The sequence below is a fragment of the Pontibacillus halophilus JSM 076056 = DSM 19796 genome, from assembly GCF_000425205.1.
GTDB lineage: Bacteria > Bacillota > Bacilli > Bacillales > BH030062 > Pontibacillus_A > Pontibacillus_A halophilus.
Genome location: NZ_AULI01000001.1, coordinates 366,817 through 382,766, shown reverse-complemented (window position 1 = coordinate 382,766; position 15,950 = coordinate 366,817). Strand labels below are relative to the sequence as shown.

Below are 15,950 nucleotides of genomic sequence, written 5' to 3'. Positions count from 1 at the left end.
CCTATGATGTACATACTAGGAAAAGGGTTATTTCCATGCACGTTGAATACAATAAGAACGGGAGTGAGACGATGAGCGAAAACGAAAAAATGTGGCAAGAGGAACAGAGAAAATTAAATGAGACTATTCAAGAAATTGATGCAAAGGCAGACCAATATATTCAAAAAGTGGGCGGCGTAAAGGATGAAGTCATAGAGCTACGTAGCACATTCTTTGAAGATGTAACAGTCAATATGGATGAGCCGGACGATGTAATGGAGACGTATAATAGTATCCGTCAACAGGCGGAATTGCTTGGAGAACGTGAGCGTAGTCATCGTCAACTCTATAACCAATTAAATACATTAAAGCGTATGAGGCACTCTCCCTACTTTGGGAGGATTGATTTCCAAGAGGATGGTGAGAACTCAACCGACACGATTTATATCGGGATTACTTCGTTAATGGACCGTTCTGAGGAAGAGTTTCTAGTCTATGATTGGAGAGCGCCTGTTTCAAGTCTTTATTATGACTACTCTCCAGGACCAGCTACCTATGACACACCAGAAGGCACCGTAGATGGTGAAATGAAGGTGAAGCGTCAGTACATTATCCGAAATGGAGCCTTACGTGGGATGTTTGATACGGGAATCACAATTCGTGACGAGCTGCTTCAGGAAGTACTGGGTAGCCAAGCAAGTACTGTGATGAAGAGCATTGTATCGACAATTCAAAAGGAGCAGAACCAAATTATTCGATTCGATGAAGCTCCGTATTTAATTGTGCAAGGAGTGGCCGGAAGCGGAAAGACATCGGCTGCTTTACAGCGTGTTGCCTACTTGCTATATCGTTATCGAGGTCGCATACAGGCGAATCAAATTATGCTCTTCTCCCCAAATCCTATGTTTAATAGCTATGTTGCAAATGTCCTACCAGAGCTCGGGGAAGAGAATATGGAACAAACAACGTTTCAACAATATATGGAGATGAGGCTACAAGGAAGATTTGAGTATGAGGATGCATTCTCACAGCTTGAGCGTCTCTTATCTCGAGAGGATCACGAAGTAGAGCAGGCGGCAATTGAGTATAAGTCGAGTAAGAAGTTTAAAGACCATCTTGACCAATTCATACACACGTTAGAGAGTGATGGGCTGGTCTTTCGAAATATTAAGTTCCGAGGCCGTCTACTTATTCCTAAAGAACAAATAGAGGAACATGTATATGCGCAGGATTCGTCTGTTTCTATTCCCAACCGACTCGAACAGACACGTGACTGGATTGATGCACAACTCGATAAATATGAGGAAGAAGAGCGAGAGAAAGATTGGGTAAAGCAGGAAATCGAATTATTAAGTAAAGAAGATTATTTGAAGACGTTTAGGAAGGTGAGTCGCGGCAAGCGTGATCAGGAGGATACCTTCGATGATTACGTTGAAGAGGAACGTCTGTTATCAAAAGCAGTAGTAAATAAATATTTTAAATCCATTCGTGTGAAAGTGGAACAATTACATTTCGTACACATAAAGCAGCTGTATCGAAATGCCTTTTCGTTTGAAGGTGCTGACCTTAAAAATCATTGGAGCGCAATTGTTGAAGCGACAATGGAGGACATACAAGACAACTATCTTCGGTTTGAAGATGTTACGCCATTTCTATATTTAGAAGATCAAATTAAAGGTGTCGATGCTTATCGAGATATTCGATATTTGTTCATAGATGAGGCGCAGGATTATTCTCCATTCCAATTCCAATACATGAAACAACTGTTTCCTTATGCAAGAATGACACTGCTTGGGGATTACAATCAAGCTATCTATGCTCACAATGTATCTGCGCCAACATTGTTAGACGAGCGCCTTTATGAAAGTATGAAGTATGAACGGTTAACGCTTATGCGGAGTTACCGGTCGACAAAGCCAATCATCGACTTTACGAAGCACCTTATTCCAGGGGGCGAGGAAGTTGAGCCTTTCAATCGTGATGGTGCGAAACCAACTCTGACACAAGTGAACGGGGCAAAGCAGCTCTACCATGCATTAGTCAAACGAATCCATGCTATGCAAGAACAGGGCCATGAAACGATTGCTATCATTTGTAAGACAGCAGAAGAGGCCCGGCATGCTTACGATATGATAAACGGGGAATATACGGTACGACTCGTAACAAAGAACAATTACTCCTTTGAGAAAGGGATCATGGTCATCCCCGCGTACTTAGCAAAGGGAATCGAATTTGATGCGGTGATCATGTTCGATGCTTCAGAAGCGACTTACTCGCTACCAATTGAGCAAAACTTGTTCTATACAGCGTGCACGCGTGCAATGCATGAACTTCATTTACTCTGTAATGGCTTACGATCGCCATTCTTAAGTCAAGTTCCTAACAACTTGTATGAAGAGCTAGAGCTTCACTAGCTATTTCCCGGGCTATACAAATATAATAACCCCCGCTTCCTATTGTTGAAGCGGGGGTTATTTCTATTACAACGCTTGTTTAGTAGGGCGAACCAATACTTCGTTCGTGTCTACGTGAGCTGGTTGTTCGATGGCATAGCGGATTGCGGATGCAATGTCTTCACTTTGTAGTGGTTCCATATCTGAACTGTTATTTTGGAAGGATTCTAGAATATCTTCATCTGTAATGGTGTCTGTCAGTTCAGTTGAGACAGCTCCTGGTGAGATGATGGTTGTGCGAATGTTTGTGTTTGCCATCTCTTCTCGGAAGCCTTCTGAGATTGCTCTTACAGCGAATTTCGTACCACTATAGACCGCGCTACCTGGCATAGTCTTGTGGCCTGCTACAGAGGATACATTTACGATGTGTCCGTTATTTTGTTCCTCCATGTAAGGAAGGACGGCATAGATGCCATTTAAAACACCTTTAATGTTCACATCGACCATCTTATTCCATTCGTCTAATTTACGTTTATTCATAAAGGATAGTGGCATTAGACCAGCATTGTTCACAAGGATGTCTACTTGACCGAATGCTTCTTTTGTCTCTTTTGCGAGAGCTTCCATTTCTTCAGGAGAGGTGACATCTGTTTTACGATATTCAGCTGTACCACCCAGCTCCTCGATTTCTTGTTTAAGCTCTTGCAAGCGTTCGTCACGTCTTGCTGCTAGCATAACCTTAATATTTTTTTGCGCTAATTCTTTAGCAGTTGCAGCACCAATTCCGCTACTAGCTCCTGTGATAATTGCAGTACGTAGTTCCATTTCACGTTCACTCCTTTACGGTTAAATCTTCATTACGTTTCATTCCCGTAAAGGTAAGGGGTAAACATGTCGATGGTTAAGAGCTAGTTGTGGTTTGTTTCTTAATAGAACGATAAACGAAATAAAGCACAAATGATACCACCATTACGACCATCACGAATAAATAAGCGAACTGGAAGGATGGAACAGAGTAGGGTTCTCTATTAAGTTCAAGAATAATTCCACTGAAGACAGGGCCTGAGGCCGCACCAATAAATTGAGTAAGTTGCTTCATCCCCATACCTGAGCCAATTAAATGATCAGGCAATATGCGGGATACTTCGTTCGTTGTACTTGATGATAGGCTTGAAAACCCAAAGCTTGTGAACATGTAGCCGAGCATTATCATATATTCATTAATCGGTGAGAGGAAATAGAACAGAATTGTAGAAATTGTTAGCAACACATGGGCCAACAAGATAATCTTCATATTTCCGTAGAAGTCAATTAGACGACCGACAAATATGGCTGCTACTGCCGACAGCAGTGCTCCAGGGAAGATAATGAGCCCTACAACTGTTGGGTTCTTATCGAACACGTTTTGCAACATTAATGGCATGAGCACGAGGATAGCGAAATGTGTCGTAAACCCTAGATAACTCATGTACAAAATAATGCGAAATGAACGATTCTTCAATAGTTCCGGTTGAATAAACGGTGTGTGGAATTTGGTAATCCTTACCCATAAGAGGGCTGCAAAGACGATGCCGATGATTGCAAAGTAAATAATTCCGGCTGAGATAAATAAGAGAAAGGATGTGACCGTTAGTCCTGTAATGAAGCCACCTAACAAATCGAATGTTCCTTGTTTCGCTTCTTCACGTGGGAGTAAGCGTAAGTGTAACGGGATTAGAGCAAGCACAAGAAAGGTGAATGCAAATAGGTAGGTCCAACCAAGGGAATCCGTAATAAAGCCGCCTACGACAGGTCCTAATCCAAATCCGAGTGACGATGCGGATGCGATGAATGCCATCGCGCGCCCGCGTCGCTCAAGCGGGATATACCGGCCAGCAAATACGAACGATAAGCCAGGTATAGCTGCTGCCCCTGTGGCTTGGCCGAGTCGTGCTAATAGGAGCCATGCAAAGTTCTGGGTAAAGAATCCGATGAGGGAGAATCCTCCGAATAACAATACTCCAATAATAAAGAGCTTACGTATAGGAATGTAGTCAGATAGGCGCGTATACATGATTGTTAAGATTGCCAAGACAACGGAATAACCAGATACAATCCAAGTTCCTTGAGCAGGCTGTAGCGCAAATTGTTCAAGCACATTAGGCAATGCGACATTGAACATTGTCGTATTCATAACGACAAGCCATACCGTTAAACTGAGTGCTAAAATTGTTTTCGTATAGGAAGACGACTGGGAATTTGTCGATGATTCTTGTTGCATGTTGAACCTCCTGGCATTATTGTCTTTATAAGTGCTCGGTTACTATATCATAAGGCTTATGAAATGAAAAAGAATCCGTTTACGAAGGGCCTTTCAACGAGCAACCTAGAAACGTTGATATCAAATCGTTTCCCTGCACCACGGTGTGTGTTCGGCTACCATCTCCTTATAGAGTTTGTTCATTGTTAAATTTATAACCGATTCAATGAGATGGAGGGTTAAACCAATATGTAGAGAAATCCCATGCCTAAAGCTTAGATGGTCGGAACCTGATCGAACACCTTCGTAAAGTGTACACTGGACTTAGACCATGAATCTCAACAAAGTCAGGCATACATGTTAACTAGGAAACATAGTATAACTACATTGTTGAAAGTAGTAAGAACTTACAAAAAACGAAGCGTGAGGGTGGGATTCGATATGTGCCAAACTGAGCAACCTTCCTTGCTTGTCGGAGTACGTTTCTTGCTTATAGCTTTTAGTTTAGTAACCTTGTCGCTCCTTTTATTGGCTACGTTTAGTGTAGCTCTTTCCTTAGTGTTTACCCCATTATGGCTTTTGTTGATGAAGCCAATTCAAACCTCTCATCAGTTATCTTCTTACACCCTTTCAATAGGGGTTGGAGGAGTATTACTCGTAGTTCTTACCGAAGTGACGAAAGAGATTTACTCACATGTAATCGAAGCGTTCAAAGACCATGCCCATAAAAAAACCACACCATAGTCTGGCGTGGTTAGGAAGTGGTATTTACTACGTTTGGTTGTTTTGTTTTCGTTATGACTGCAAAGATTGTGAGCCCACATAAAGCGAGCAAAATACTCGTAAAGAAGAACACGGAAGAGAAGCCATACATCCCAGCTAAAATTCCGCCTAATAAAGGACCAATAATGTTCCCTAAAAATCTCAGGCTTGTATTATATCCGAGAATTTCTCCTTGGATGGAGTTAGGCGCAGTTTGCCGAATGTAGGCGATTCGTACGGGTATAATCCCTCCGATGGCGAGGCCAAGGAGAAAACGTAACACAACAAGTTGCCATAACGTGGTGACGAAAGCTCCTGGCAAATAGACAACTGCAGCTAAGACAAACAGAAAGATGAGTACTTTCTCATACCCGATACGGTCTGCAATCTTGCCCCAACGCCTGGCCATGAGTAGATTCCCAACCCCTGCTGCTGAGAATGCAATCCCAGAATAGAGTCCAATGTTCACGGGTCCGTGAAGCTCTTGAACATATAAGGATAGAATGGGTTGAAGGCTGAAATGAGCAATCTGAACAAACATAGAAACGACAATAACTGTCAGGAGTATCGGCTGGCGGAAAATAAATCCAAGCACTTCTTTTCTCGTGTATGTCTCCTTCTCTCCCGGTTCAACATCTTCTTTAATTCGATATTCCTTAACACCCAACCATACAAATAACGCAGCGAGCAACAACGTCGCCGAGGTCATTTGGAACGTTGTAGCATAGCCAATGGAATCAGCCAATACACCGCCAAGCAAAGGTCCCATCAAGCTACCCGTTACACTACCTGTTTGTAACGTACCGAGTACGCGGCCTGATACCTCTTTCGGCGTCTGCGTCGAGATGAGCGCTTGGGACGTAGCGATAAACCCTGTGAAGACGCCCATAAATAGACGTAGCAGGAATAGCTGAAAGACAGATTGAGCATATCCCATTAAAAAGACGCTTAGCGCAAGGCCGAATCCCGATACAATGAGAAGTGGCTTACGCCCAAATTGGTCACCTAACCTGCCCCAAATGGGGGAGACAAGGAATGCGGTGAAGAACGTAATGCCAAAGACAAGACCTGACCACAGCTGAACGTAGGATGAGCTAAACGTGCCAAACGTTTCGATATATAACGACAAAAACGGCATGATCATCGTCATGCTCCCTGCGATAAAAAAGTTTGCAAACCACATAATAACAAGGTTCTTGCTTCCTTGGGCAGATTGAGGTTGCATGTAGACACCTTCTTTTCTTCATTCAAATAGTTCGTAACTCTAAATAAGTACACATTATATCGTATCTGCTACAATCAAGAAACTCTTACGCATAAAAAAAGAACCCAGTATTTGGGTTCCTTAGTACGCTAGGCCAATTGATTGTTTCAAATAGTGTTGAGTGGATACCGATTCAAGCAAGAAGTGTGCGACATCGCTTCGGCTAATTTTCTTTCCTTTGGTTGGGACGCTATCCTCTGATGTACGATAATGTGTAGTTCTCACTCCGTTCGTGAGTTGCATGGGCCTTGCAATTGTCCATTGCATGTCGTTGGATTGGATCAGTTCGACTGCGCGTCTATGATCAGATAGTACATTTCGTAAGATCAACGATGCGAATATCCCGCTTAACCCTGGAATTTCTCGATTAATCCCAGCTGAGGCTGTGTAGGCGATTCGTTCTACATGATATTGCTTCATCGCGTCTAGGATATTTTCAGTCATAGTAGACAGTTCGTTCGACTCCTTTAGCCCACTTGAGCCAAGGCATGAAATGACCGCATCATGGCCGGGGAGTGCCCGGCAGACGTCATCCTTGTCGAAAGCATCTCCCTTTACAATCTCGAGATTTGGGTGGGCGCTCGATAATTTAGAAGGGCTTCGTACAAAGGCGGTTACGTCCATCCCTTGCTGTAATGCTTGCTTTACGACTTCCTGTCCGGTTGCGCCAGTAGCACCAAAAACGATGAGTTTCACTTCACTCACTCCTCATGGAACACTTGATTTGTAATCATTTCCCTGTTCGATGACAAATTAAAACGAATCTTCTCGGTTATCCATGAACATTAAATAAAGAACCCAACTATGGGTTCTTTATTCATCAAATCGGAATAGGTCGCCTGATAGATAACGCTCACCTGTGTCAGGAGCAATGGCCACAACAATCTGGCCAGGTTCAAGACGTTTCGCAACTTCAATAGCTGCATACGTTGTCGCTCCAGCTGAAGGGCCAACTAGAATGCCTTCTTCGCTTGCGAGACGACGCGTGATGTCGTATGCATCTTCGTCTTGAATGCGGAAGATCTCATCATAGATTTCTTGGTTTAATGTGTCTGGAATAAAGCCAGGGCTCGTTCCGACAAGTTTGTGCTTACCAGGCTTACCGCCAGATAGAACAGGGGAGCCTTCAGGTTCTACAACGTGAACCGTCATGTCTTCGTAATGTTCTTTTAACGTTTCTCCAGTTCCTGTCACTGTACCTCCAGTACCTGCAGAAGAGACGAATGCAGAGAGAGGCTTTCCAAGGTGCTTCATCGCTTCTACGATTTCAAGCGCCGTTGAATTACGGTGTGCATCTGGGTTTGCTTGGTTCTCAAATTGCATCGGCATGAAGCTGTTCGGAATTTCCTTCGATAGTTCTTTCGCTTTATTGATAGAACCGGGCATCTTCTCTGCAGAAGGGGTGAGGTGAACTTCTGCGCCAAATGCTTTGAGTAAATTAATACGTTCTTGTGTAGCATTGTCAGGCATAACAAGAATCGCACGGTATCCACGAGCAGCAGCATTCATGGCAAGACCGATTCCAGTATTCCCGCTCGTTGGTTCAATGATTGTTGAGCCTTCTTTCAAATGACCGGCCTTCTCAGCTTCTACCATCATGTTGTAAGCAGCTCGGTCCTTTACACTTCCACTAGGATTGAACATTTCTAGCTTCAAGTAGACATCAGCTACACCTTCAGGGACAATCCGATTTAGTTTAACTAAAGGGGTATCCCCAATCAGTTCAGCAATGTTGTTGGCTACGCGCATGCGAATCCACTTCCTTTTTTCTTACGATTTATTTCCATTGTAACACCAGAAATGCCGATAAGAATACTAAGATGCGTATAATACGCACTCTAAAGACACCTTACAAGTAGTATACGCGTATTGTGTCGGTAGTAACGGATGAGGGCACAGGATTTGTTTACGTTGCAACTCCGAGTGGGGAGAAGAACACATACAGTCCAATAACCATGATAAGAATAAGCGCGGTTGTCAATTTGCGATGTTTCCACGGCGTCATATCTACTGCTCCACTATCTTGCATTTCATAAGGTGTCTCTCTCGATCTGAATTGTGCAATGATGAGTTGAAGGGCGATATTCAGTGGGAAGAGAATCGCCAGTACATAAAGAAAATTCAAATCACCTAGAACAACTTTGGATGCTCCATAAAGGATCAAATGGGTGATGGTTGCAATCTTTGGAGCTATTGCTGGTACATATTTCGTAAAGAATCCAATGACGATGGCGCCGAGGATTGGAATGTTAATAAACCCGAACATTTCTTGCAAGTAATTGTAGAGTCCATCTCCTGCGAACAATACGAAAGGAGTAATGATAATACTTAAGAAAGCAAAGGAGAAAGCAAAGATTCGACCTGCTTTAACAATTTGGTCATCTGAAGCATTTGGCTTGAAGATTGGTTTGTATAAATCAAGCGTAAAGAGTGTGATGCAGCTATTTAATGCTCCGTTAAAGGAACTCATAATCGCGCCGAATAATACGGCTGCGAAGAATCCAGATAAAGCGGTCGGCAAGACATCAATTACAAGCTGAGGGTAAGCTTGGTCTCCGTTCGGGATGTTGCCGCCATAAAGGTCATATGCAATGAGCCCAGGAATAACAAGGTATAAGACCCCAAATACTTTAAAGAATCCAGCAAAGAGTACACCTTTCTGCCCCTCTGCCAGGCTCTTCGCACCTAGCGAACGCTGTACAATAGCTTGGTTTGTACACCAGTAGAATAAATTATTAAACAATAACCCCGTTAAGATTGTTGGCCACGGAACATTCGAACCAGGCCCTCCGATGGCATTTAATTTATCTGTATTCGTATGTAGGAGTCGGTCTGTCCCTACAGATAAGCTTCCGTCACCAAGATGGTACAAGCCTAAGAATGGAATAAGAATTCCGCCTAATATAAGTCCAATGCCATAAATAGTGTCTGCAAATGAAATCGCGCGTAGTCCGCCATAAATAATATAGAAGCAGCCAATTCCTCCTATCGCTAAAGCAATGAGGAAGATAGTCCAAAATTCACTAAGCTGTAGTGTTTCGGATACATTGAAGATTTGGTCGAGCACGAGAGCGCCTGAATAAAGTACCGTCGGAAGAAAGGAAGACGCATAGCCGATTAGAAATAGGATGGACATTAATTGACGAGTACTAAGATCAAATCGTTGTTGTAGAAAATCAGGAATTGTCGTAATGCCGCTCTTTAAATACTTTGGTAAGAAAAGAAAAGCAAGAAAGATTAACGATAGCGGTGCTGTTACTTCCCATGCCATAACTGTCATGGAAGACATGTAACTTTGTCCGTTCAATCCAACCATCTGCTCGGTTGATAAGTTAGTCAGAACGAGCGAACAGGCGATGACAATGCCCGGTAGACTTCTCCCGCCTAGAAAGTATCCTTCTGAACTTTGCATATTTACGTTTCGAGCTTTATACCACGTAAATACAAACACCCCAACTGTGAAAATTAAAAATGTAACAATAGACAGCATAATAGAATTCCTCCCAATCTATAAGAAAATTACGAATCTTACAGGAGGGTGTACCCTGGTGGTAGAAATTTCATGCAACATTTTTCTAGAATATTAATATCATTTTTATTCCTCGGTGAGGCTTATTAAATTAATTAACTTATATTAGTAGGTTTGTTTATTCCTGTGGGGCGTTGGGTATAGGGAAACCATGACATACGGTTTTCATACTTGTATTAAAAAGTCAATGTGTTTGGGGAAAGCCTCTTCAATTACACGGAAAGGAGAGAGCGATGTCTAACAAAGTTACATCTGTTTTTTGGACGGCAATCGTCTTATGTACGCTTGCTGTTATCTGGGGGACTGCGGCTCCCGCGAATTTAGAAACATTAACTGGAAATATCCGAACCTTTGTTGGAACAAACTTTGGTTGGTATTACTTATTAGTCGTTACGCTGATCGTTTTATTCTGTTTGATGCTTATTATCAGTCCATACGGAAAGATCAAGCTTGGAAAGGATAGCGACGAACCGGACTATTCGCTGAGCACTTGGTTTGCGATGCTGTTCAGTGCTGGTATGGGAATAGGTCTCGTGTTCTGGGGAACTGCAGAGCCAATTTCTCACTATGCTACAAATGCACCGACGGCTGAAACAGGGACTCCTCAGGCGATTAGTGAATCCATGAGATTTACATTCTTCCATTGGGGGATCCACGCGTGGGCAATCTATGCTTTAGTAGCGCTATCCCTTGCATACTTTAAATTTAGAAGGGGAGCACCGGGCCTTATTAGTGCTACGCTTTATCCAATCTTCGGGGACAAGCTCTCAGGTCCTCTAGGTAAAGTGATTGATATTATTGCAATCTTCGCAACGGTTGTAGGTGTTGCGACTACGCTTGGATTTGGAGCTTCTCAAATTAATGGTGGTATTACGTACTTAACGGATATTCCAAATTCATTTGCTGTCCAACTTATTATTATTGCAGTCGTTACTGTGCTCTTTATGTTCTCTGCATGGACAGGTCTAAGTAAAGGAATTCGATATTTAAGTAATGCTAACTTAATCTTAGCGACCTTATTACTTGGCTTTACCCTTGTAGTTGGACCGACGCTTTATATTATGAATACCTTCGTTGACTCTATTGGTGGGTATCTACAGAATCTACCTAACATGAGTTTCCGTCTTGCTCCAAATAACGACAGCAGCCAAGAATGGATTCAAAACTGGACAGTCTTCTACTGGGCTTGGTGGATTGCATGGTCACCATTTGTCGGAATCTTTATTGCTAGGGTTTCAAGAGGACGCACGATTCGTGAGTTCTTAACAGGCGTATTAATCGTTCCGGCTGTTGTAAGCTTTCTATGGTTCTCAACATTTGGGATTTCAGCGATTAACCTAGAGCAGAACGGACTTGCTGATATTGCTGGTCTAGACAAATCACAATCCTTATTCGGAGTGCTTGAGAATTACCCATTAGGCATCGTGACAGCTATTATTGCACTTTGTTTAATTGGAACATTCTTCGTAACATCAGCTGACTCTGCAACCTTTGTACTGGGCATGCAGAGTACGAATGGTTCATTGAATCCAGGTAAACCTGTGAAGTTTGCATGGGGAATTGCTCAATCTTCTATGGCGGCCATCTTGCTCTATACTGGTGGCTTACAGGCTCTTCAAAACGCCCTAATCGCCGCAGCATTCCCGTTCTCGTTCATAATGATCTTAATGACGGTTTCCTTATTTAAAGCGCTACGGCAAGATAGTGCCACAGCTGCGAAACAAATGAAACGAAAGCGTCCAAGAGAACGAGCAATTTATAATGAAATGTCACAATAAGCGAACGCCTTCCTCTTATAGGGAAGGCGTTTCTTTATATAAGAGCTCTTATAAGATTGACAAAATTCTGAACAATATGTATGATTTCTATCAAAGAACCTAACGTATAATGTACGAACTTCTTATCAAGAGAGGTGGAGGGAATGGCCCTTTGAAACCTCGGCAACGGATTCCTATGGAACACCGTGCCAATTCCTGTGTGCGACTAGTCGCTTACAAGATGAGAAGAGTGTTGTTCAATCTGAACGCCTCTTTTCTTCGAACTAAGAAGGAGAGAGGCGTTTTTAATAGGCATTTAAAGGGGGGGGCTAGGGATGAAATATGGATTCTGGTTACCGGTCTTTGGCGGATGGCTTCGGAATGTAGAACAAGAAAATATGGATGCGTCGTTTTCTTATAGCAAACGACTCGTACAAGCTGCAGAAGAGTGGGGGTTTCATACCACATTGGTTGCAGAGCTATTCCTAAACGATATCAAAGGCCCTGAGGCAGATACGTTGGATGCTTGGACGACCTCTGCCGCGCTTGCTGCCGTAACGGAGAAGATTGAGATTATGGCAGCTGTTCGTCCAAATTTCCACAATCCAGCGATTACCGCCAAGATGGCAGCGAATATCGATCAGATTAGTGAAGGAAGATTCACGTTAAATGTCGTGTCTTCATGGTGGGAAGAAGAAGCAAAGCAATATGGGGCAGAATTTACAGCTCACGATGAGCGATACGATCGGACAGAGGAGTTTATTCATGTATTAAAGGGTCTTTGGACGAAACAATCGTTCTCATTTCATGGTTCTTACTACGAAGCAAACCAAACGGTGCTAAATCCAAAACCCGTGCAACAACCCAATCCTACTCTTTACGCTGGAGGGGAGAGCAGAAGAGCGAAAGACGCCATTGTTCACCATTGCGATGCTTATGTCATGCATGGCGGCAGGGTTGAAGAAATCAAAGAGAAGATTGTTGATATGAAGAACCGACGTGAGGATGCAGGACTTGCTCCTTTCAAGCAATTTGGGATGGCAGCCTTTGTTGTATGCCGGGATACAAAAGAAGAAGCATTAGAAGAGGTAAATCGCATCACAGATGTGAAGGACTCATCTGCGTACTCAAGCTACGAGCAATTCGTTACGAAGTCGCAATTAGAACAACAAGTTGAACGACTGGATTACTCCGTATCAAACCGTGGGCTACGGCCTCATTTAATTGGTACGCCCGAACAAATTGCAGCGCGAATCTTATCTTATGAACAAGCGGGTGTTGATTTGCTGTTGCTCCAGTTCTCTCCTCAATATGAAGAGATGGAACGATTTGCGAAACAAGTCATGCCAATAGTAGAAGAAAAGCGAGCATCGATACCTAATTAATGTGATGAGGAGTGAATCCAATGTCGAAAATTTATATCATCCATGAGAATGATGAGTGGACCAGCCATTTAACAAATCGTCTAGAGGAATTAGACCTTCTTTATGAAAGTTGGCATTTAGGGGAAGGGATTCTTGATTTGAACGAGGAACCACCTGAGGGGGTCTTCTATAATCGGATGAGTGCCTCTTCCCATACACGTAACCACCGTTATGCACCAGAGTTCGCTGAAGCAGTTATCGCTTGGCTCGAACGTCATGGGCGTACAGTGATTAATGGGAGTCGTGCGCTAAGATTAGAAGTAAGCAAGGTGAACCAGTACATGGCTCTAAACCAATCAGGCATTCGAACTCCTAAAACAACAGTTGCAGTTGGGAAAGAACAAATCGTGGAGGCGGCAGAGAAGTTTCTGGAAACACCGTTTATAACGAAGCACAACCGAGCTGGTAAAGGGCAAGGCGTTCAATTGTTTCACTCGATTGAGGCGTTAAAGGACTATGTGGATGGACCAGAATTTGAAGAGCCGGTGGATGGAATCACACTTATACAACAGTACATTCAAGCGCCTGAACCATACATTTATCGTTCAGAATTCGTTAACGGACAGTACGTCTATACCGTTCGAGTCGACACTTCTGAAGGGTTTGAACTATGCCCTGCGGATGCATGTTCAATTGAAGACCTGTACTGTCCGGCTGGGGAACAACCGGAGGACCAGGCTAAATTCACCATTCTACCGGAATTTGATGACAACATCCTTCGTCAGTACGAATCGTTTCTTCGGCACAATGAGATTAAAGTAGCTGGGATTGAGTGTATAAAAGACGTGCATGGCACATTCTATACGTACGATGTAAATACGAATACAAACTACAATTCAGATGCTGAATCTAAGGCAGACCGATACGGGATGCTTGAATTAGCCTTGTATTTAGGACGGAAGTTGCAAGAGGGTGTACAAGAAGTTTCATTATCTACGAAGAAAGGTTAGGGCGGAGTCGCCCTAACCTTTCTTCTTTGTGAGTTAGCAGACTATTATTCATTAGTGGGCTCGATTCCAAATGTCTGATAAGGAATGACGACTTTGAAGGCCAAGTCATTTGTATCTAAGTTGATTTTCTCTGCTTCAACGCGAATGTTGTCTACGGTTTCCATTTGTGTAAGCGCGACGTAAATCGTTTCATCCTTAGGATTTACAATTACCCATTCTGGCATGGCATACTGTTTCTTAACATAATCAAGGACTTTCTCATTTGGTACTTGTAGACGTCCTACTGTAATCTCCATATCTTCAAGCACCACGTCCCCATTCCGTTGTACATCTGGAGTAAAGGAAGCACCTAGAGGCACCTCTTGTCCGAATGCAACGATGGTACCTGAAAGTTTCACACGCTCATCTAGGGACACGGAATAGCTGATATTTCCTTCACCAGCAAGGTCGTTCAGATAAGTGTTAATTAAATCATTCAGGTTTTCTTTTGTAGATGAAATGGTGAATTCAGCAGCTTCTTGGTCAATTGCTTTGTCTGTTGGAATTTGAATCTTGGCAGGAGCTACGTAGATAAAGATCGCAAACCAGCTAATAATGAGTAGGTTCACGGCCGCTAACCCCAAGAACAGAATCTTCCATATATTTCGTTTTTTATCCTTACTGTCTGACATACGTGACATCCCTACTCTTCTTCAGTTTCTAGAAAGGGGCGAACATAGCTAATGACACGTTCAGCCATCAACTTGTATCCTTTCTTATTTGGGTGGAAGTGGTCTTCCGCATAGACTTCTTCCCGATGGGAGAAGATTTCTTCCATGGGTATAAACGTCATATTCTCTTCCTCTTCCGCAACACGTTTCCCGATCTCATTCCAATCTCTTAAGATTTGTTGTAGCTCAGGGATATGACTGAATGGTTTCTCGAAAGGGTTGTAGAGACCAATCAGAAAGATTTCCGCATCAGAGTTCTTTGATTTGATGGTCTGAATAATTTCATTCAGCCGAGCTTCATAGGGTTCTTTCTCACCTGCAAAGTCATCATAATCCAAGTCTAGAAACTGGTCCTTTACGATGGCCATAATATCGTTTGCGCCAATGGTAATGAGGACCATATCCGATTTCTCTATAGAGCTAACAATCTCAGGCTGGTCTAGCCGCTTCAGCAGTTGATCTGAACGGTTCCCGCGCTTCCCAAAGTTATTCACCGTTACTTCTTTCTCGTTTAAGTTTTCTTTAAGCGTATTTTCTATGATTTCCACATAGCCGCCTTCGTCATTCGTATCCCCAACACCTTGTGTTAACGAATCCCCGATTGCCGTTACGTGCAAATCATCTTCAACAAATAGACCAAGCGCATCTTCAACGACCTGAGTCACGCGCTCCTTAATGCTTTCTTCTTCTGGTTCTTCCTCAGATTCCTCGATTTCAGATGTCGTCACTTCAGATTCTATCGTTTCTTCTAGGGATGGTTCAGTTTCAGGTTGTACAACGGTAGACGTTGTGGAATCATTTGAATATCCTTGATAAAAGCCAATTAGTAACACAAGTAATAATAGGATAGATAATAGTCCAAATTTCATCATATTCATTTCAATCACCTTACATTCTATTATCGGTTGTGACTGGGGATATTTGCAATCTCCAGATGGCGAAA

13 protein-coding genes and 1 riboswitch are annotated in these 15,950 nt (G+C 42.9%); of the genes, 5 read left to right on the top strand and 8 right to left on the bottom strand.

Features of this window, described 5'->3' with window-relative positions; translation table 11 throughout:
- Positions 1-71 precede the first annotated feature (71 nt).
- A complete protein-coding gene (gene helD, locus H513_RS0101760; RefSeq protein ID WP_026799159.1) occupies positions 72-2,393 on the top strand; it encodes an RNA polymerase recycling motor HelD in 2,322 nt (773 codons plus the stop codon).
- A gap of 66 nt (positions 2,394-2,459) precedes the next feature.
- Here the strand turns inward: helD and H513_RS0101755 are convergent, their stop codons facing one another.
- Together H513_RS0101755 and H513_RS0101750 are read right to left on the bottom strand one after the other, a co-directional pair.
- Entirely contained in the window at positions 2,460-3,197 is a 738-nt protein-coding gene (locus H513_RS0101755; RefSeq protein ID WP_026799158.1) for an SDR family oxidoreductase, read from the bottom strand.
- Between the two features lie 76 nt (positions 3,198-3,273).
- On the bottom strand, positions 3,274-4,632 hold the full coding sequence (locus H513_RS0101750) for an MFS transporter (RefSeq protein ID WP_026799157.1): 1,359 nt from the start codon (positions 4,630-4,632) through the stop codon (positions 3,274-3,276).
- 420 nt (positions 4,633-5,052) lie between these two features.
- On the opposite strand from H513_RS0101750, the gene H513_RS0101745 reads away from it, so the two are divergent.
- On the top strand, positions 5,053-5,355 hold the full coding sequence (locus H513_RS0101745; protein WP_026799156.1) for a hypothetical protein: 303 nt from the start codon (positions 5,053-5,055) through the stop codon (positions 5,353-5,355).
- 10 nt (positions 5,356-5,365) lie between these two features.
- On the opposite strand, the gene H513_RS0101740 is transcribed toward H513_RS0101745, so the two are convergent.
- From H513_RS0101740 to H513_RS0101725, 4 genes are all read right to left on the bottom strand, one after another.
- On the bottom strand, positions 5,366-6,598 hold the full coding sequence (locus tag H513_RS0101740; protein ID WP_026799155.1) for an MFS transporter: 1,233 nt from the start codon (positions 6,596-6,598) through the stop codon (positions 5,366-5,368).
- 120 nt (positions 6,599-6,718) lie between these two features.
- Entirely contained in the window at positions 6,719-7,333 is a 615-nt protein-coding gene (locus H513_RS0101735; protein ID WP_026799154.1) for an NAD(P)-dependent oxidoreductase, read from the bottom strand.
- Positions 7,334-7,450: 117 nt separating this feature from the next.
- Positions 7,451-8,386, bottom strand: a complete 936-nt coding sequence (gene cysK, locus H513_RS0101730; protein ID WP_026799153.1) for a cysteine synthase A — start codon at positions 8,384-8,386, stop codon at positions 7,451-7,453.
- A gap of 157 nt (positions 8,387-8,543) precedes the next feature.
- A complete protein-coding gene (locus tag H513_RS0101725) occupies positions 8,544-10,127 on the bottom strand; it encodes a solute:sodium symporter family transporter (protein WP_036768769.1) in 1,584 nt (527 codons plus the stop codon).
- A gap of 272 nt (positions 10,128-10,399) precedes the next feature.
- Between H513_RS0101725 and H513_RS0101720 the strand changes: the two genes are divergently transcribed.
- The 3 genes from H513_RS0101720 to H513_RS0101710 all read left to right on the top strand — a co-directional run bounded on the left by H513_RS0101720 (position 10,400) and on the right by H513_RS0101710 (position 14,297).
- Complete coding sequence (locus H513_RS0101720) at positions 10,400-11,944, top strand: glycine betaine uptake BCCT transporter (protein ID WP_026799151.1); 1,545 nt, start codon at positions 10,400-10,402, stop codon at positions 11,942-11,944.
- Between the two features lie 119 nt (positions 11,945-12,063).
- A riboswitch (SAM riboswitch) is annotated at positions 12,064-12,171 on the top strand.
- Between the two features lie 87 nt (positions 12,172-12,258).
- Positions 12,259-13,308: an LLM class flavin-dependent oxidoreductase gene (locus H513_RS0101715; RefSeq protein WP_026799150.1), complete on the top strand. Its 1,050-nt coding sequence runs from the start codon at positions 12,259-12,261 to the stop codon at positions 13,306-13,308.
- 20 nt (positions 13,309-13,328) lie between these two features.
- Positions 13,329-14,297 carry an ATP-grasp domain-containing protein gene (locus tag H513_RS0101710; RefSeq protein ID WP_026799149.1) on the top strand — a complete coding sequence of 323 codons (969 nt, stop codon included), beginning with the start codon at positions 13,329-13,331 and terminating at the stop codon, positions 14,295-14,297.
- Positions 14,298-14,341: 44 nt separating this feature from the next.
- Here the strand turns inward: H513_RS0101710 and H513_RS0101705 are convergent, their stop codons facing one another.
- Together H513_RS0101705 and H513_RS0101700 are read right to left on the bottom strand one after the other, a co-directional pair.
- Complete coding sequence (locus tag H513_RS0101705; protein WP_036768907.1) at positions 14,342-14,968, bottom strand: YpmS family protein; 627 nt, start codon at positions 14,966-14,968, stop codon at positions 14,342-14,344.
- Between the two features lie 11 nt (positions 14,969-14,979).
- Entirely contained in the window at positions 14,980-15,885 is a 906-nt protein-coding gene (locus H513_RS0101700) for an SGNH/GDSL hydrolase family protein (protein WP_026799147.1), read from the bottom strand.
- Between the last annotated feature and the right edge of the window lie 65 nt (positions 15,886-15,950).